The sequence below is a fragment of the Pseudomonas graminis genome, assembly GCF_004364335.1.
GTDB classification, from domain to species: Bacteria; Pseudomonadota; Gammaproteobacteria; order Pseudomonadales; family Pseudomonadaceae; genus Aquipseudomonas; species Aquipseudomonas graminis_D.
Map to the genome: position 1 here is coordinate 326,836 of NZ_SOCR01000002.1, position 17,150 is coordinate 343,985.

Annotated in this window: 10 protein-coding genes; 8 read left to right on the forward strand and 2 right to left on the reverse strand. The window is 61.1% G+C overall.

What is annotated here, in order from left to right:
• The first annotated feature begins 50 nt into the window (after positions 1–50).
• Both EC919_RS03950 and EC919_RS03955 read left to right on the forward strand, forming a co-directional pair.
• Positions 51–224: a DUF6026 family protein gene (locus EC919_RS03950; RefSeq protein WP_133771412.1), complete on the forward strand. Its 174-nt coding sequence runs from the start codon at positions 51–53 to the stop codon at positions 222–224.
• Positions 225–586: 362 nt separating this feature from the next.
• On the forward strand, positions 587–2,335 hold the full coding sequence (locus EC919_RS03955) for a phosphoethanolamine transferase CptA (RefSeq protein WP_133771414.1): 1,749 nt from the start codon (positions 587–589) through the stop codon (positions 2,333–2,335).
• Positions 2,336–2,422: 87 nt separating this feature from the next.
• On the opposite strand, the gene EC919_RS03960 is transcribed toward EC919_RS03955, so the two are convergent.
• Both EC919_RS03960 and EC919_RS03965 read right to left on the reverse strand, forming a co-directional pair.
• Positions 2,423–3,979 carry a TerC family protein gene (locus tag EC919_RS03960; protein WP_133771416.1) on the reverse strand — a complete coding sequence of 519 codons (1,557 nt, stop codon included), beginning with the start codon at positions 3,977–3,979 and terminating at the stop codon, positions 2,423–2,425.
• Between the two features lie 882 nt (positions 3,980–4,861).
• The gene (locus EC919_RS03965) at positions 4,862–5,353 is read right to left on the reverse strand and encodes a GNAT family N-acetyltransferase (RefSeq protein WP_133771418.1); all 492 of its coding nucleotides are present in this window, start codon (positions 5,351–5,353) and stop codon (positions 4,862–4,864) included.
• A gap of 604 nt (positions 5,354–5,957) precedes the next feature.
• Between EC919_RS03965 and glgA the strand changes: the two genes are divergently transcribed.
• The 6 genes from glgA (at position 5,958) to glgX (ending at position 17,124) form a co-directional block, all read left to right on the forward strand.
• Positions 5,958–7,544, forward strand: coding sequence for a glycogen synthase GlgA (gene glgA / locus EC919_RS03970; RefSeq protein ID WP_133771420.1), 1,587 nt, complete (start codon positions 5,958–5,960; stop codon positions 7,542–7,544).
• A gap of 25 nt (positions 7,545–7,569) precedes the next feature.
• Positions 7,570–9,396, forward strand: a complete 1,827-nt coding sequence (treZ, locus tag EC919_RS03975) for a malto-oligosyltrehalose trehalohydrolase (protein ID WP_133771422.1) — start codon at positions 7,570–7,572, stop codon at positions 9,394–9,396.
• Positions 9,386–11,470, forward strand: a complete 2,085-nt coding sequence (gene malQ / locus EC919_RS03980; RefSeq protein ID WP_133771424.1) for a 4-alpha-glucanotransferase — start codon at positions 9,386–9,388, stop codon at positions 11,468–11,470. Before treZ ends, malQ begins: the two co-directional genes overlap by 11 nt.
• The gene (locus EC919_RS03985; RefSeq protein ID WP_133771426.1) at positions 11,467–14,253 is read left to right on the forward strand and encodes a malto-oligosyltrehalose synthase; all 2,787 of its coding nucleotides are present in this window, start codon (positions 11,467–11,469) and stop codon (positions 14,251–14,253) included. Before malQ ends, EC919_RS03985 begins: the two co-directional genes overlap by 4 nt.
• 16 nt (positions 14,254–14,269) lie before the next feature.
• A complete protein-coding gene (locus EC919_RS03990; RefSeq protein ID WP_133771428.1) occupies positions 14,270–14,737 on the forward strand; it encodes a DUF2934 domain-containing protein in 468 nt (155 codons plus the stop codon).
• 200 nt (positions 14,738–14,937) lie between these two features.
• Complete coding sequence (glgX, locus tag EC919_RS03995) at positions 14,938–17,124, forward strand: glycogen debranching protein GlgX (protein WP_133771430.1); 2,187 nt, start codon at positions 14,938–14,940, stop codon at positions 17,122–17,124.
• Positions 17,125–17,150 lie beyond the last annotated feature (26 nt).

Below are 17,150 nucleotides of genomic sequence, written 5' to 3' on the forward strand. Positions count from 1 at the left end.
GTCCCTGTTTGAACCTTATGAAGTTGAATCCGCCATTTGCGAGGTGTGCAATGGGCACAGTACTGACAGCCAACGCTCCACAAACCCTTTACGTCACAATCCGTCGTGACGAGCTGCGTCAGCTCAGGGAAGAACGCGCCGTATTGCAGAAGAAAGTCGCCCAACTGACTTCGATGCTGCAGCACGCCCAGCTCATCGGCAGTGGCACCGCCCTGCACGCCTGACCCTCGACGCCCCTGCGCCACCCATTCAAGGCGAGCCCGACCTGCAGGCTTGCCGGCGCATCGTTCGATTCCCCCGCAGTACCTGGACAGTACCTTGGCAGTACCTTGCATTCATTGGCGCACGCCTGGCGCACATTTCGACCCTTCGTCGGACCTGAGACAGTCTGTTACGTTCCCCGCCCTGCTCTATCATGCGCGTCTGCAGCCGGCTTCTCCCGATTCGCAGCGCTCTCCTGACAAAATTTTCACCCGTCCGAAAACATAATCCCCGCCCTAAACAGGTTGGTTGCTGGCTAATTGCTGGCACTGGAATGAATCCGGGCGGTGTTCTGTCGCCCGAATGGTCTATAGCGGAGCGCTTGATGGCAACGATGAAACGGAGCACTGCGACTCCGAAAGGGTTCGACTGGGCGGGCATAATCTGGCTGTTCGTGTTTTTCTGGTACTTCTCCGGCATCACCCAGCTGCTGATTCAGCTGACCGGCATCACCGGCTTTGCCGGTTTCCGTCAAGCGTTCGTCATCAGTGGCATCTGGCTTGCGCCGATGCTGATGTTCCCGCAGAAGACCCGCATCATGGCTGCCGTCATCGGCGTGATTCTGTGGGCCTGCTCCATGGCGAGCCTGGGCTACTTCTTCATCTATCAGCAGGAGTTTTCCCAGAGCGTCATCTTCATCATGTTCGAATCGAACATCTCTGAAGCCGGCGAGTACATGACCCAGTACTTTGCGTGGTGGATCGTGCTGGCGTTCATCGCCCACACCGCGTTCGCGATTTTCCTGTGGACCCGCCTGCGCCCGGTGTACATGCCGCGCCCTCGCGCCTATGCCGTTGCCGCAGCGCTGTTGATCGGCATCATCGGTTACCCGCTGGCGAAACAGTTCGCCCGCCATGACGACACCGCCTCGGCCCTCGAAGCCTTCGAGTCCCGCATCGAGCCGGCGGTGCCATGGCAGATGATCGTTGCCTATCACCGCTACACCCAGCAACTGGACGGCATGCAGGACATGCTGACCAGCAGCAGCAACATTGCGCCACTGAAGAATCTCAAGGACCAGCAGGCCAACCTGCCCACCACCCTGGTGCTGGTGATCGGCGAGTCGACCAACCGCGGGCGCATGCATCTTTATGGCTACCCGCGCCAGACCACACCGAACCTGGACGCCATGAAGGACCAGCTGCAGGTATTCAACAACGTCATCACGCCACGGCCTTACACCATCGAGGCGCTTCAGCAAGTGCTGACCTTCGCGGACGAGGAAAACCCGGATCTCTATCTGAAGACGCCGTCCATCGTCAGCGTGATGAAACAGGCAGGCTACAAGACGTTCTGGATCACCAACCAGCAGACGATGACCAAACGCAACACCATGCTGACCACTTTTTCCGAGCAGGCTGACGAGCAGGTCTATCTGAACAACAACCGCAACCAGAACGCTCGGCAGTACGACGGCGATGTGATTGCCCCATTTGCCAAAGCGCTGACCGATGCCGCACCGCGCAAACTGATCGTGGTCCACCTGCTCGGTACCCACATGGCTTATCAGTACCGTTTCCCGGAAGAATTCGCCAAATTCAGCGGACGTGACGGCGTACCGGCGGACATTGATGACAGCAAGCTGGAGTTCTACAACAGCTACGACAACGCCGTGCTGTACAACGATTTCGTGGTGTCCAGCCTGATCAAGGAATACGGCAAGGCCGACCCGAACGGCTTCCTGCTGTACCTCTCCGACCACGGCGAAGACGTCTATGACTCGCCGGGCCGCAACACCCTGGGGCGCAACGAGAACAAGCCGACGATTCCGATGTACACCGTGCCGTTCATTGCCTACGCCTCGCCGAAGTGGAAGCAGACCCATGACTGGAATTTCGAGAGCATCCACGACCGGCCGTACACCAGTTCGAACCTGATCCACACCTGGGCACAACTGGCCGGGTTGAGCTTTGATGAACTCGATACCACCAAGAGCCTGGTCAGCCTGGACTTCAAGGCGCGGCCGCGCCTGATCGGCGACCCCTACGCGCCAAAAGGCCTGAGTGACTTTGCCCACATGGAAAAGGCCGCCAGCCAGCCCGGCGCCATGCCCGAGGTGGTGCAGAAGCAATAGAGGCGAAGTAACGTTCGCAGCAAACGAAAAGGCCTGCGCAATGCAGGCCTTTTTTGTTTCCGCCGGATGGGTATGGGTCAGCGAAGGTTATGTTGAAGGCGTCTGGCGCAACAGCACGCGGGTCACCCGCCGCTCCTGCACTTGCACGACCTTCATGTGCCAGCCTTCCCACTGCAATTCGTCGCCAATCACCGGCAGCCGATCCAGCAGGCTCACCACCAGTCCGGCCAGGGTCTGATAGTCACCGGTCGCCCGAGCCTTGAAGCCGATGCGTTCGCGCAGATGGCTCAGGTTCATGGCGGCGTTGACCAGCACGCCCTCGCCGTCTTCGATCAAGTCCGGGCCCTCGATTTCGCTGGCGTCCGGGAGCTCGCCAGCGATGGATTCGAGGATGTCGGTCATGGTCAGGATGCCGGCGAAGTCGCCGAATTCGTTGATGACGAACGCAATGTGCGTGGACTGCGCGCGCATCTGTTCCAGGGCGTTGAGGATAGAGAAGCTGTCCAGCAGGTTGAGCGTCGGTCGCGCCAAGTGTTCGATGTTCGGCTCGGCGCCGGACAGCCAGGCGTTGAGCATTTCCTTCTTGTGCACGAAGCCCAGCGGTTCGTCGATACGGCCCCCGCGGATCAGCGGCAGCCGCGAGTACGACGAGGCGAGCAGTCGCTGACGAATGCCTTCCGGCGTGTCATCCAGATCGATCACGTCGACGTCATTGCGCACCGTCATCACGCCGCGAATGGGTCGCTGCGCCAACTGCAACACGCCACTGATCATCACCCGCTCGCGGCGGTCGAACACCACCTCGTCGCTGTCACCGTCGAGCATGTCGGCGATCTCCTCCCCGACCTCCTCGGCGCTCGGCCTGCGGCCACCCAGCAGACGCAACACGGCATGGGCGGTGCGCTCGCGGCGTGGCAGGTCGCCTTTGACGCTGCGCTTGCGTCGTGCACGGGCGATCTGGTTGAACGCCTCGATCAGGATCGAGAAGCCGATGGCCGCGTACAGATAGCCCTTGGGAATATGGAAACCCAGACCGTCGGCGGTCAGGCTGAAACCAATCATCATCAAGAAACCCAGGCACAGCATGATCACCGTCGGATGGGCGTTGACGAAGGCGGTCAGCGGCTTGCTGGCGATGATCATGATGCCGATCGAGAACACCACGGCAATCATCATGATCGACAACTCATCGACCATGCCCACGGCGGTAATCACGGCATCCAGCGAGAACACCGCGTCGAGCACGACGATCTGCGCGACGATGGGCCAGAACAGCGCGTAGGTCGTGCTGCCCGCCCGCTGGGTAACGTGGCCTTCGAGGCGCTCGTGCAGTTCCATAGTCGCTTTGAACAGCAGGAACACGCCACCGAACAGCATGATCAGGTCGCGTCCGGAGAAGCTCTTCTCGAAAATCTCGAACAGCGGCTCGGTCAGCGTGACCATCCACGAAATGCTCGCGAGCAGGCCCAGGCGCATGATCAACGCCAGCGACAGGCCCAGGACTCGCGCACGGTCGCGCTGCTCGGGCGGCAACTTGTCGGCGAGGATGGCGATGAAAACGAGGTTGTCGATGCCAAGCACCAGCTCAAGCACGATCAGGGTCAACAGGCCAAGCCAGGCCGTGGGGTCTGCAATCCATTCCATGGGTCAGCGCCCTTTCACAGTCAATGGGACGGACATGAAAAGGCCCGACACACGGCGAAGTGGGTCGAGCCAGGGAGATATCGTGTTCAAGCGGGATAAAGCGAAATGAACGCCTGCGACCCTGTTTGAAGGGAGTTGGCGACTGGGAGGTTCCAGAGAGAGCGACATGTGAGTCCTGAAAGCAATACGGGAGGCGATCCTATCGCGCTCTCGGAATCGTCTTACAGGACAGAACTGTTACAAATGGTTTGGAAGGTGTTGCCGGGGCAACAACAGAAACACCGCGGGTGTTTAGTAGGACTGGCTTCAGCCGGGAAAGCGTCAGGCGTCACACTGCGAAATTGAGGGTGTTCACACAGGCCTCTTCCCGGCTGAAGCCGGTCCTACGAAAAACATCGCGTGCGTTCACCGGGATGGTGAGTGAACGCATGGGTGCGAACGGCTTTGCCTCCGTAGGAGCCGGCTTGCTGGCGAACGCGGTGGGTCAGCTGTGAGTATGTCGACTGACACCACGCATTCGCCAGCAAGCCGGCTCCTACGGTCTCCACCCGACATCATTAATCGGTGTCGCGCAGGCGCCTAAAAGAGCCCCTTCCCGGCTGAAGCCGGTCCTACGAGATTGCGTGCGTTCAGCGGGATGGTGCGTGAACGCATGAGTAGCACCGGCCTTGCCGCTGTAGGAGCCGGCTTGCTGGCGAACGCGGTGGGTCAGCTGTGAGCATGTCGACTGACACCACGCATTCGCCAGCAAGCCGGCTCCTACGGTCTCCACCCGACATCATTGATGCGGTGTCGTGCAGGCGTTCGAACCAGGCTCTTCCAGGCTAAAGCCGGTCCCACTCACAGCATCCCGTGGAATCGGCTTTCGCAATCACCACTCAGCTACAGCGCTTTCTGCCAGAACAATGCGCGGCCCATTTGCGGGTCCAGCTGGTAGTCGGCGAACCCCAGCTTGCGGTAGGCGCCCTTGGCCGCTTCGTTGCCCTCCAGCACTTCGAGGGTGATTTTGCAGCAGCCGCGCTGGCGGGCGATTTCCTCGACCTTGACCAGCATCTTCTGGCTGATGCCCTGCCCCCTTGCCGAGGCGATCACCACCACATCATGGACGTTGACCAATGGCCGGCAAGCGAAGGTCGAGAAACCTTCAAAGCAGTTGACCAGGCCAACCGGCTCGCCGGCGATGAACGCCAGTACGCTAAACGCATGGGGACGCTTGGCCAGTTCGATCGCCAGTTGCTGACGGGTATCCACCGACAGCGACTGACCGCCACCCATGGCATCTTCGGCGTATTGATTGAGCAGAAATCCGATCGCTTCTGCGTGAACCGAGTTGCTATAGCTGGCTTGCAGTACCAGAACCTCAGGGGCTTGCATTGACTTCCTCTACCGCTGGAGAAACCTCAACAGGCACTCGACTCTGTGGGACGACGTGCCGCGTGGCGGCGATTCTAACGCCCTTGCCGAAAAAATATCCTTATACAGAAGTAGGAAATGTCTCCGATCGGTCAGGAATTATTCCGGCACGCACCGAGAAAAGGCAGCGCTATCGAATTGTGCGCGCCGCGTCCCACAACAGCGCAGAAGTTGCACCGGAGTAGACCATCGGCTCGTTGATTGTCCAACAATCCGACCGGCGGCGCCCCGTTACACGGGCCGAAACCCCATGCTCCGCAGCGGCGCACTCAGGGCGTTGCAGATCGGTGCAGCACCCTGAATTCCAAGATCCACCCCATCGCAACCCTGCATGCCAGACACGGCCCTGAAAAATTGTCGAAACTTCTACACGGGCGCCGGGGTCATGTGAATAGAGCAACTATGCTGTTGAAATATCGAAGCAGAGTCCGCTTTCACCTTGTCCTCTATTGTGCAGTCGGTAAATGGGTATCGATCTTGCGTAGGTCTTGTGTGCCTGGCCATAGGAAATGGCCGTTTACAACCAAGTGCTGTACCAACACTGCATATCGAACTGGAGAAAACGATGATTAGTGCCGCTGTCAAAACCCAGAAGGGAGAGAGTTTTAATCAGCCGGCCAGCGAGCTGACCCATCTGCCGGTCTTCGCAACGACGAGCGCACCTGTGCTGCAACTGCCTCCTGTTCAACCAGTCATTTCTTCGGTTACCCGCAAGAAAGTCCTGTTCGTGACTTCAGAGATGGCCGACCTGGTGAAAACCGGCGGCCTGGGCGATGTGTCTGCCGCACTGCCGCGCGCCATGCGCCACCTGCACGATGTACGCGTGCTGATTCCCGGCTATCCACAGGTCATCAATAGTGGCAACCCGATCCACATCATCAGTGAGCTGCCGGGTCATGCCGCGCTGCCTCCCTGCAAGATCGGCCGGATGGACATGAAAGACGGTCTGGTCATTTACGTCCTGATCTGTCCTGAGTTGTACGAGCGCGACGGCACGCCCTACGGTGACAATGACGGTCGCGATTGGTCCGACAACCACATTCGCTTTGCCCGCCTGGGCCTGGCGGCCGCTGATTTCGCAGCGGGCGCGGTCAAGACCCAGTGGTGCCCCGAGCTGGTTCACGCCCACGACTGGCCAGCCGGTCTGGCGCCGGCGTACATGAAATGGCGCGGTCAGACCACGCCATCGATTTTCACTATTCACAACCTGGCGTATCAGGGTTTTGTCAGCATTGCCTCCAGCCGTGAGCTGGGCATTCCGGACGAAGCGCTGAACCCGGAAGGCATGGAGTTCTACGGTCAGCTGTCGTTCATCAAGGCCGGCATGGCTTACTCCAGCCACATCACCACCGTGAGCGCGACTTACGCCAAGGAAATCACCACGCCGGATTTCGGCTGCGGCCTGGAAGGCTTCCTGCAGAGCAAGGCCGATCGCGGCCAGCTCAGCGGCATCCCCAACGGCATCGACGAGAGCTGGGACGCTGCCACCGATGAACACCTGATCTGCCGCTTCGCGCCCAATGAGTGGACGCGCAAGGAAATCAACGCCGACTACGTGCGCGAGCTGTTCGAGCTGGAGCCATCCACCGGCCCATTGTTCGCCGTGGTCTCCCGTCTGGTTTACCAGAAGGGCCTGGACCTGACCATCGGGGTTGCCGAGCACATCGTCAACAACGGTGGCCAGATCGCAATCATCGGCCGGGGCGAGCCTGAAGAAGAAGACGCCATGCGCGAACTCGCCGCTCGCTTCCCGGGCCAGGTCAGCGTGCGGGTCGGCTTCAACGAAACGGACGCACGTCGGATGTTCGCCGGCAGTGACTTTCTGCTGATGCCATCGCGCTATGAGCCTTGCGGTCTGAGCCAGATGTACGCCCAGCGCTTCGGCTCCCTGCCGATTGCACGCCGCACTGGCGGCCTGGCCGACACCATCGAAGACGGCTGCACTGGCTTCCTGTTCGATGAGTCCACGGTTGAGAGCTACAGCGAGGCGCTGACCCGCGCGTTCAAGGTCTTCGAAAGTCCATTGCTGCTTAACGCCATGCGTTGCCGCGCCATGGCCGCTCCGTTCGATTGGCACAAGGCGGTGGAACCCTACGCCGATCTTTACCAGGAGCTGCTGAAGAAGAACGCAGGCGCGGCACTGCATTATTGATAACTCACTGATCAAGGAATTACGGATGCCTTCGCGCACGGATCAAAACTGGCGCCACGGCGCCGTCATGCTCGATCCACAACACACCCGGTTTGCCCTCTGGGCACCGGACGCCCAAAGCGTCAGCGTCGAATTCGAAAGCGGGCCTGCCCAGGCCCTTCAGCCACAGCAGGACGGCTGGTTCGTGCTCGAGACCGAGTGTGGTGCTGGCACGCGCTATCGCTACAACGTCGCCCTCGATGCAGACAACCACCTCACCGTTCCTGACCCCGCTTCTCGGGCTCAGGATGGCGACGTGCACGGCTACAGCATCGTTGTCGACCAAGCCGCCTACCAGTGGCAGAACACCGAGTGGCAAGGTCGCCCCTGGCATGAGGCGGTCATTTACGAGCTGCATGTCGGTGCACTGGGTGGCTACGAGGGCGTCGAAAAACGTCTCCAGCACCTCGTCGACACCGGCATCACTGCCATCGAGTTGATGCCCATCGCGCAATTTCCGGGGGATCGCAACTGGGGCTATGACGGTGTACTGCCCTATGCCGCGCAGTCGTCCTACGGCACGCCCGACCAGCTCAAGCACCTGATCGACACCGCCCACGGTCTGGGTCTGGCGGTCATTCTCGACGTGGTTTACAACCACTTCGGTCCGGATGGCAACTACCTCGGCGCGTACGCCAGTCATTTCTTCCGCAGCGACAAGAAGACCCCGTGGGGCGACGCCATCGATTTTCGCCGCCGTGAAGTCCACGACTTCTTCATCCACAACACCATGATGTGGCTGCAGGACTATCGGTTCGACGGCCTGCGTTTCGACGCGGTACACGCCATCGAAGACCCGACCTTCCTGCAGGACCTGGCCAGGCACGTACGCGGTACCATTCCGGCCGAGCGTCACGTCTGGCTGACCCTGGAAAACGAATTCAACGAAGCCGGGCGCATGGATCAGGGCTACGACGCCCAGTGGAACGATGACGGCCACAACACGCTGCACGTGCTGCTGACCGGCGAGACCGACGCGTACTACACTGACTTCGCCGAAAAGCCCACGCAAAAGCTGGCACGTCTGCTGGGTGAGGGCTTCGTCTATCAAGGCGAATCCACCCGCCATGGTCACGCCCGGGGCGAACCGAGCGGCCACCTGCCACCGAGCTCCTTCGTGCTGTTTCTGCAGAACCACGACCAGATCGGCAACCGTGCCTTCGGCGAGCGCCTCGTCCAGCTGAGCCCACCGCAAGCGCTGCAGGCAGCAACCGCGCTGCTGCTGCTGTCACCGATGATTCCGCTGATGTTCATGGGCGATGAATGGGGCGCGAGCGAACCCTTCCTGTTCTTCACTGACTTCCATGACGAGCTGGCAGACGCCGTGCGTGAAGGCCGTCGCGGCGAGTTCAAGGATTTCGCTGCGTTCAAGGATCCGGCCAAGCGCGAGCAGATTCCCGACCCTAACGCGCTGAAAACCTTCGAGGCCTCGCGCCCGGCGTTCGATGCGTTGCTGCTGGAAACCGACAAGGGTCAGGACCATCGCAACTGGCTGGCGCTGTACAAGGCGCTGCTGGAAATCCGTCGCACCGAGCTCTTCCCTCGCCTGCCAGGCGCGACCGCCCTTGGCGTGAAAGAGCTGGGCGACAAAGCCGTGAGCGCACGCTGGAAACTGGGCGACGGCAGCGAGCTGCGCATCGACCTGAACCTCGGCACCGAGGCGGTCGACACCGATGATTACGCGGCCTACAGAGTCCTTCATCAGTCCCACACCAAGTCCACAGAACTTTCCCCATCCGCCACCCTCAATCCATACACGGCCATTGTCAGCCTGAAATCGAGTGATGTTGTGGAGGAACAGGATGAGCAATGAGCAACTGGAAACACTGGCAGCCCAGGCGGGCCTGTCGGTTGACTGGAAGGACGCCAACGCCAAACCGCAACACGTAAGCCCCGAGGTCCTGCGCAAGGTCCTCGGCGGCCTGGGTTACCCGGCCGAGACGGACGAAGACGTCGAAGCCAGTCTCAAACGTCTGAAAGCAGAAAGCCAGCCAGCCACCCCGCCGCCGCTGATGACCGTCGACCATGGCAAGGATCTGGATCTGTCGGCGTGGTTCGCGCCGGCCACCGTGTTCAAGTTGACCCTGGAAGACGGCTCGCTGCTGGAAGCCAGCCTGACCGACAAGGCTGCGCTGCCCGGACTGGCCACGGTGGGTTATCACCAGTTGGAAGTGAACGGCCAGCAGTTGACCATCGCCGTTGCGCCGAAGACCTGCTACAGCCTGACCATGGCCAGCAAAAAGGCGATCGCCCGCGACTGGGGCCTGACCACTCAGCTGTACTACCTGCGTCGCGACGGCGATGGCGGTATCGGCGACACCCAGGGGCTGGAAGCTTTCGTACGCGCCGCAGGCACCCGTGGCGCTTCGGCCGTGGCAATCAGCCCGGTTCACGCGATGTTTTCCAACGACAGCGAGCGCTACAGCCCCTACTCCCCGTCCAGCCGTCTGTTCCTCAACGCACTGTATGCAGCGCCGGGCACCATTCTGGGTGACCGTGCCGTTGAGCTGGCCATCGAAAAAGCCGGACTGGCGGACGAGTTCAAACGTCTGGAAGCGCTGGAGCTCATCGACTGGCCCGCCGCTGCCAAAGCAAAGTGGACACTGCTGCGCGAGCTGTATGCAGGCTTCACTGGCAGCGATCACCCCTTCCATGAAGACTTCAAGAGCTTCCGTCGCGCGGGCGGCGAAGCGCTGGAAAACCACTGCCGCTTCGAAGCCTTGCGTGACGCCGGCGATGAACTGGGCATGGGTGGCAACTGGCATGAATGGCCGGAACAGTACAAGAACCCCCAAGACCCTGCCCTCGACGCCTTTGCCGCAAAGCATGAGCAAGAGATCGGCTTTCACGCCTTCGCCCAGTGGCTGATTGCCCGCGGCCTTGAGCGCGCCCAGACCGCAGCACGTTCGAGCGGCATGAGCGTCGGCCTGATCGGCGACTTGGCGGTGGGTGCGGACGGTGCCGGCAGTCAGGCCTGGAGCCGTCAGGACGAGTTGCTGTCCGCACTGACCGTCGGCGCACCGCCGGACATCCTCAACCGCTCGGGCCAGAGCTGGGGGATCTCGGCGTTTTCGCCTACGGGCCTCAAGCGCAACGGCTTTCAGGCGTTCATCGAGATGCTCCGGGCCAACTTCGCCAACGCCGGTGGCCTGCGCATCGACCACGTCATGGGCCTGCAGCGGCTGTGGGTGATCCCGATGGGATCACCGCCAAGCGAAGGCGCTTACCTGAATTACCCGCTGGACGACATGCTGCGTCTGTTGAGCCTGGAATCCTGGCGTCACGAAGCGATCGTTCTGGGCGAAGACCTCGGCACCGTGCCCGAAGGCCTCCACGAAAAACTGTCCGAGCGCGAAATCCTCGGGATGCGCGTGCTGTTGTTCGAACAGGACGACGCAACGTTCAAGCCGATCATGAAGTGGTCCAAAGATGCACTGGCCACCACCAGCACCCACGATCTGCCCACCCTCACCGGCTGGCTGAGCGAGCTGGATATCCAGTGGAACAAGACCCTGGGGCTCCTCGATGATGAGGCCGAGCAGAAGATGCGTGACGGCCGTGAGCGCGAACGCAAAGGTCTGATCAAAGCCCTGAAGCAGAATTACACGCTGCCGGGCAGCGGTGACACCATCAGTGCCAGCGACATCATCGACTACAGCATCGCCTATCTTGGCCACACCCCGGCGCCGCTGGTGCTGCTCCCGATCGAGGACGCCCTCGGCATCGAAGAGCAGGCGAACTTCCCCGGCACCATCGACAGTCATCCCAATTGGCGACGTCGGCTCAAAGGCGACAGCGGTTCACTGCTGGACAACGCCAATGCAGCGCGACGCCTTGAAATTCTGGATGCGGCACGCAAACAAGCCGCGGAGCGTGATCACAAATGAGTACCCCTCTTAAATCCCTGCGCGCCACCCAGCGATTGCAGTTCCACAAAGACTTCACCCTCGACGACGCCACCAGGCTGGTGCCCTACTTTGCCAGCCTTGGCATCAGCCACATTTATGCCTCGCCGCTGCTCAAAGCCCGCGCCGGTTCCATGCACGGCTATGACGTGGTCGACCCACGGGTGATCAACCCCGAACTGGGCGGTGAGCCGGCGCTGCTGCGTCTGGTCGCGGCGCTGCGCGAGAACGGCATGGGCCTGATTCTCGACATCGTCTCCAACCACATGGCGGTCGGTGGTAATGACAATCCCTGGTGGCTGGATCTGCTCGAGTGGGGCCAGCGCAGCCCGTACGCGAAGTTCTTCGACATCCAGTGGAATTCCCCGGACCCGCTGCTCAAAGGCCAACTGCTGTTGCCGTTCCTGAGCACCGACTACGGCACCGTGTTGCAGAACGGCGAAGTGCCCCTGCGCTTCGATGCCGAACACGGCAGCTTCCACGCCGAGCACTACCAGCACCACTTCCCGATCAACCCGGCCACTTACGCACCGCTGCTGAGCGCTGCGAAGCGTCCGGAACTGGACGACGTAACCCAGCGTTTCGCCCATCTCGACGACTTTCCTCAGGCCTATGAGCGTGCGCGTCAGGCCAAAGCCGAGCTGGCGGAGCTGGTCAAGGCCAAGCCGGAGCTCATCAAGGCCATCGAAGACGGTCTGGCGCAGTTCGATTCCAGCAAACCGGAAGGCTTCGACCGTCTGCATCGCTTGCTTGAGCTGCAGGACTATCGTCTGGCCAGCTGGCGCACAGCAGGCGACGACATCAACTGGCGGCGCTTCTTCGACATCAACGAGCTGGGCGGCCTCAAGGTCGAGCGCTCGCAGGTGTTCGAGGCCACCCACGGGAAGATTTTCGAACTCATCGCTGAAGGCCTTGTGGACGGTCTGCGCATCGACCACATCGATGGGCTGGCCGACCCGCGCGGTTATTGCCGCAAGTTGCGCCGTCGCGTCGACAGCCTGATGAAGCTGCGTCCGGCGGGCACCGAGCTTGCGCGTCTGCCGATCTTCGTCGAGAAGATCCTCGGCTCTGACGAGCAACTGCGCACTGACTGGAATGTCGACGGCACCACCGGTTATGAATTCATGAACCAGGTGTCGCTGCTGCAGCACGATCCGAAAGGCGAAGCGGTGCTCGGCGAGCTGTGGAGCCGCATCAGCGGACGCACGGCGGACTTCAACAAGGAAGTGCTCGAAGCGCGCGATCTGGTCCTTCACGGCACGCTGGCGGGTGATTTCGAGAACCTGGCCCAGGCACTGCTGCAGGTCTCGCGCAGTGACGTGATGACCCGCGACATGACCCTTGGCGCCATCCGCCGCGCGCTGCTGGCGCTGGTCAGCAACTTCCCGGTCTACCGCACCTACCTCACCGCCTGCGGCCGTTCAGCCGAAGACGAGCGCTTCTTCCAGCAGGCCATGGACGGTGCGCGGGAAATGCTCGGCGAAGGCGACTGGCCGGTGCTGGATTCGCTCAAACTCTGGCTGGGCGGCGAGAAGCTGCGCGACTACCCGACGGGCCCGTTGCGTGAAATGCGCCGCAAGGCTGGCAACCGTTTTCAGCAACTGACCTCGCCCGTGGCGGCCAAGTCTGTGGAAGACACCTCGTTTTATCGCTCCGCCGTGCTGCTGTCGCGCAACGATGTGGGCTTCCACCCGCAACATTTCAGTGCGCCGGCGGAGGCATTCCATCAGGTGTGCATCGATCGTCACAAGACCTTCCCCAACAACCTGCTGACCACCGCCACCCACGACCACAAGCGCGGCGAAGACACTCGCACCCGTCTGGCCGTGCTCAGCGAACTGGCGCCCTGGTACGCCGAGCAGGTCGAGCGCTGGCAGCAGCTGTCGGCGCCGCTCAAGGCGGGTGAAACCTCCATCAGCCCGGGTGACGAGCTGATGCTGTATCAAGCGATCATCGGCAGCTGGCCGCTGGATCTCGAAGGCGAACCCGCCTTCGAAGCCTATGCAAAGCGTCTGACTCAGTGGCAGGAAAAGGCCCTGCGTGAAGCCAAACTGCACAGCAGCTGGAGCGCGCCCAACGAAGCCTACGAGACCGCTTGCCGCGAGTTTCTGGAGCACGTGCTGCTCAACACTGACGGCCTGGCACTGCGCCAATCCATCGGTGCCACGGCCAATCGCATCGCCACGGCCGGCGCGCTCAACAGTCTGGCGCAAACTTTGCTGCGCATGACGGCGCCCGGTGTGCCTGATCTGTATCAGGGCACCGAGTTCTGGGACTTCAGCCTGGTGGATCCGGACAACCGTCGTCCGGTGGACTACCCCGCTCGCGAACGTGCGTTGCAGGCGTCCGCGCCGGTCACCGAGCTGTTGAACCACTGGCACGACGGCCGGATCAAGCAGGCGTTGATTGCCCAGGTGCTTTACCTGCGCAACGAGTACCCCGCTCTGTTCAGTGAAGGCGAATATCAACCGCTGGAAGTGCTTGGGGAACACGCCGATCACGTCCTCGCTTTTGCCCGGGTAACGAAGGAGATGCGGGCTATTGTTGTGGTTCCGCGCTTGCCGGCTGAACTATTGGGCACTGCGCAAACTCCATTCATCAGTGCAGAAAATTGGGGCGATACACGAATCAACCTGCCGTTCGCTGATTCACATCCAAATTGGAAGGGACTTTTTTCACAGGCTACAGTCACATCCAGCAAGGAAATGTTGCTCAGCGCAGCGCTCAAGGAAATTTCTGTAAACCTGCTTATACAAACCTTGTGATACCGGGAGTGTCGAGATGAGTGCCGACGATAAAAGAATCAGCGAGCTTGCCCACCAGATCTGGGAAACGGAAGGCAAGCCACATGGGCAAGACGCCCGCCACTGGGAAATGGCTAGCAAGCTGGCCGCCGCCGAGGCGAAGTCGCCTAAAAAACCGGCTGCTGCGAAGACGGCGAAGTCCAAGCTTGACGGCAAAGCGGAGCCCAAGGCTGCCGCCGCCAAACCTGCCCCTAAGGCTGCTGCAAAACCTGCTGCGAAATCTGCGGCCAAGCCTGCGGACAAACCCGCGGGTACTGCCGATGCCAAGCCAGAAGCCAAAGCAGACGCCAAGCCTGCCGCAAAACCAGCGGCCAAAGCATCGGCCAAGCCTGCTGCCAAGCCTAAGGCTTCGGCGAGCAGTGCTGACGCTTCCGCCAAACCGGTCAAGCCCGCCGCCAAGTCTTCTGCGAAGAAGCCCGCTGCAGCGAAGCCACCTGCGCCCTGATCCCAAGGCGTAACGCGTCATCGTCGCAAAGCCAGTAACCCTGCCGCAGGGATCGTCGCAAAACGGTCGTTTCCCTGCGGTAGTTTTGGATCAGTCGCACCACCCTGTTGCACCCACCCTGTTGCATCGATGGCGCAGTCCCGCACTGAGGCCACGGCTTTGTTCGCCTTCAGGAACTCATTCGCACGTCAGGAATACACATGAGCACGCAAGATAAGAAAGCCGCTACACAGAATGAATCCGGCAACGCTGGCAGCCCCGAAGTCACCGCCTCGCGCATCCGTGAAGGCCTGCCCTTCCCGCTCGGCGCCAGCTGGGACGGCCTCGGCGTCAACTTCGCCATCTTTTCCGCCAACGCCACCAAGGTTGAACTGTGCCTGTTCGACGCCGCCGGCGAAGTGGAGCTTGAGCGTATCGAGCTCCCGGAATACACCGACGAGATCTATCACGGCTACCTGCCGGATGCCCACCCGGGTCAGGTCTATGGCTACCGCGTCTACGGTCCGTACGATCCGAAAAACGGCCACCGTTTCAACCACAACAAACTGCTGATCGACCCGTACGCCAAGCAACTGGTCGGCGAGCTGAAGTGGTCCGAAGCCCTGTTCGGTTACACCATCGGTCACCCGGACGACGATCTCAGCTTCGACGAGCGCGACAGCGCCCCGTTCGTGCCCAAGTGCAAGGTCATTGACCCTGCCTACACCTGGGGCCGTGAGCAGCGTGTGGACGTGCCGTGGGACAAGACGATTTTCTACGAGACCCACACCCGCGGGTTCACCATGCGTCACCCGTCCGTGCCCGATGAAGTCAAAGGCACGTTCGCCGGCCTGATGGTCGATGACGTGATCAAGCACATCAAAGGTCTGGGCGTGACCTCGATCGAATTGCTGCCGATCCACGCCTTCGTCAACGACCAGCATTTGCTGGAAAAGGGCATGACCAACTACTGGGGTTACAACACCCTGGCGTTCTTTGCCCCGGATCCACGCTACCTGGCCCACGGCAAGATTTCCGAGTTCAAGGAAATGGTTGCGCACATGCACCATGCCAACCTGGAAGTCATCCTGGACGTGGTCTACAACCACACCGCCGAAGGCAACGAGCGCGGCCCGACCCTGTCGATGCGCGGTATCGACAACGCCTCCTACTACCGCCTGATGCCGGATGACAAGCGCTTCTACATCAACGATTCCGGTACCGGCAACACCCTCGACCTGAGCCACCCGTGCGTCCTGCAGATGGTCACTGACTCGCTGCGTTACTGGGCGACCGAAATGCACGTCGACGGTTTCCGCTTCGACCTGGCCACCATCCTCGGCCGTTACCACGATGGTTTCAGCGAACGCCACAGCTTCCTCGTGGCCTGCCGCCAGGATCCAGTGCTGCGTTCGGTGAAACTGATCGCCGAGCCGTGGGACTGCGGTCCAGGCGGTTACCAGGTCGGCAACTTCGCGCCGGGCTGGGCGGAGTGGAACGACAAGTTCCGCGACAACATTCGCGCATTCTGGAAAGGCGACGAAGGCCAGTTGGCAGACTTCGCCAATCGCATGACCGCGTCGGGCAACCTGTTCAACCAGCGCGGCCGCCGGCCGTACGCGTCGGTTAACTTCATCACCGCCCACGACGGCTTCACGCTGCACGACCTGGTGTCGTACAACGACAAGCACAACGAAGACAACGACGAGAACAACCAGGACGGCAGCAACGACAACCGTTCGTGGAACTGTGGCGTCGAAGGTCCGACCGACGATCCGGAAATCAACGCGCTGCGTCTGCGTCAGATGCGCAACTTCTTCTCGACGCTGCTGCTGGCTCAGGGCACGCCGATGGTGGTCGCCGGTGACGAGTTCGCCCGTACCCAGCACGGCAACAACAACGCCTACTGCCAGGACAGCGAGATCGGCTGGGTCAACTGGGATCTGGACGAAGACGGCAAGGCCTTGCTGGCGTTCGTCAAGCGTCTGATCAAGCTGCGTCAGTCCTACCCGATCCTGCGTCGTAGCCGCTTCCTGGTAGGCGATTACAACGAGTCGCTGGGCGTCAAGGACGTCACCTGGCTGTCGCCAAGCGGCGAAGAGATGAGCATCGAGCAATGGGAAGACCCGAACGGTCGCTGCCTGGGCATGCTGATGGATGGCCGCGCGCAGGAAACCGGCATTCGTCGTCGCGGCTCTGAAGCCACGCTGCTGCTGCTGGTCAACTCTCACCACGACGGCGTCAACTTCACCCTGCCGGAGGTACCGGAAGGCCTCAACTGGACCAGCCTGATTGACACTAATCAGCCGGAGATCGATGGCACGGATCAGTTCGAGTTCGGCAGCGAGTACACGGTCACGCCGCGTTCGCTGTTGCTGTTTGAACTGCAAAAGGCTCCACAGGCGTAAGTCCTCCCGCCTGAAGTCTAAGTGAC

Bases quoted from the DNA above. Each gene is read 5' to 3' on its own strand.
- EC919_RS03950 (WP_133771412.1), top strand. From the start codon at position 51: ATGGGCACAGTACTGACAGCCAACGCTCCACAAACCCTTTACGTCACA.
- EC919_RS03955 (WP_133771414.1), top strand. From the start codon at position 587: ATGGCAACGATGAAACGGAGCACTGCGACTCCGAAAGGGTTCGACTGG.
- EC919_RS03960 (WP_133771416.1), bottom strand. From the start codon at position 3,979: ATGGAATGGATTGCAGACCCCACGGCCTGGCTTGGCCTGTTGACCCTG.
- EC919_RS03965 (WP_133771418.1), bottom strand. From the start codon at position 5,353: ATGCAAGCCCCTGAGGTTCTGGTACTGCAAGCCAGCTATAGCAACTCG.
- glgA (WP_133771420.1), top strand. From the start codon at position 5,958: ATGATTAGTGCCGCTGTCAAAACCCAGAAGGGAGAGAGTTTTAATCAG.
- treZ (WP_133771422.1), top strand. From the start codon at position 7,570: ATGCCTTCGCGCACGGATCAAAACTGGCGCCACGGCGCCGTCATGCTC.
- malQ (WP_133771424.1), top strand. From the start codon at position 9,386: ATGAGCAATGAGCAACTGGAAACACTGGCAGCCCAGGCGGGCCTGTCG.
- EC919_RS03985 (WP_133771426.1), top strand. From the start codon at position 11,467: ATGAGTACCCCTCTTAAATCCCTGCGCGCCACCCAGCGATTGCAGTTC.
- EC919_RS03990 (WP_133771428.1), top strand. From the start codon at position 14,270: ATGAGTGCCGACGATAAAAGAATCAGCGAGCTTGCCCACCAGATCTGG.
- glgX (WP_133771430.1), top strand. From the start codon at position 14,938: ATGAGCACGCAAGATAAGAAAGCCGCTACACAGAATGAATCCGGCAAC.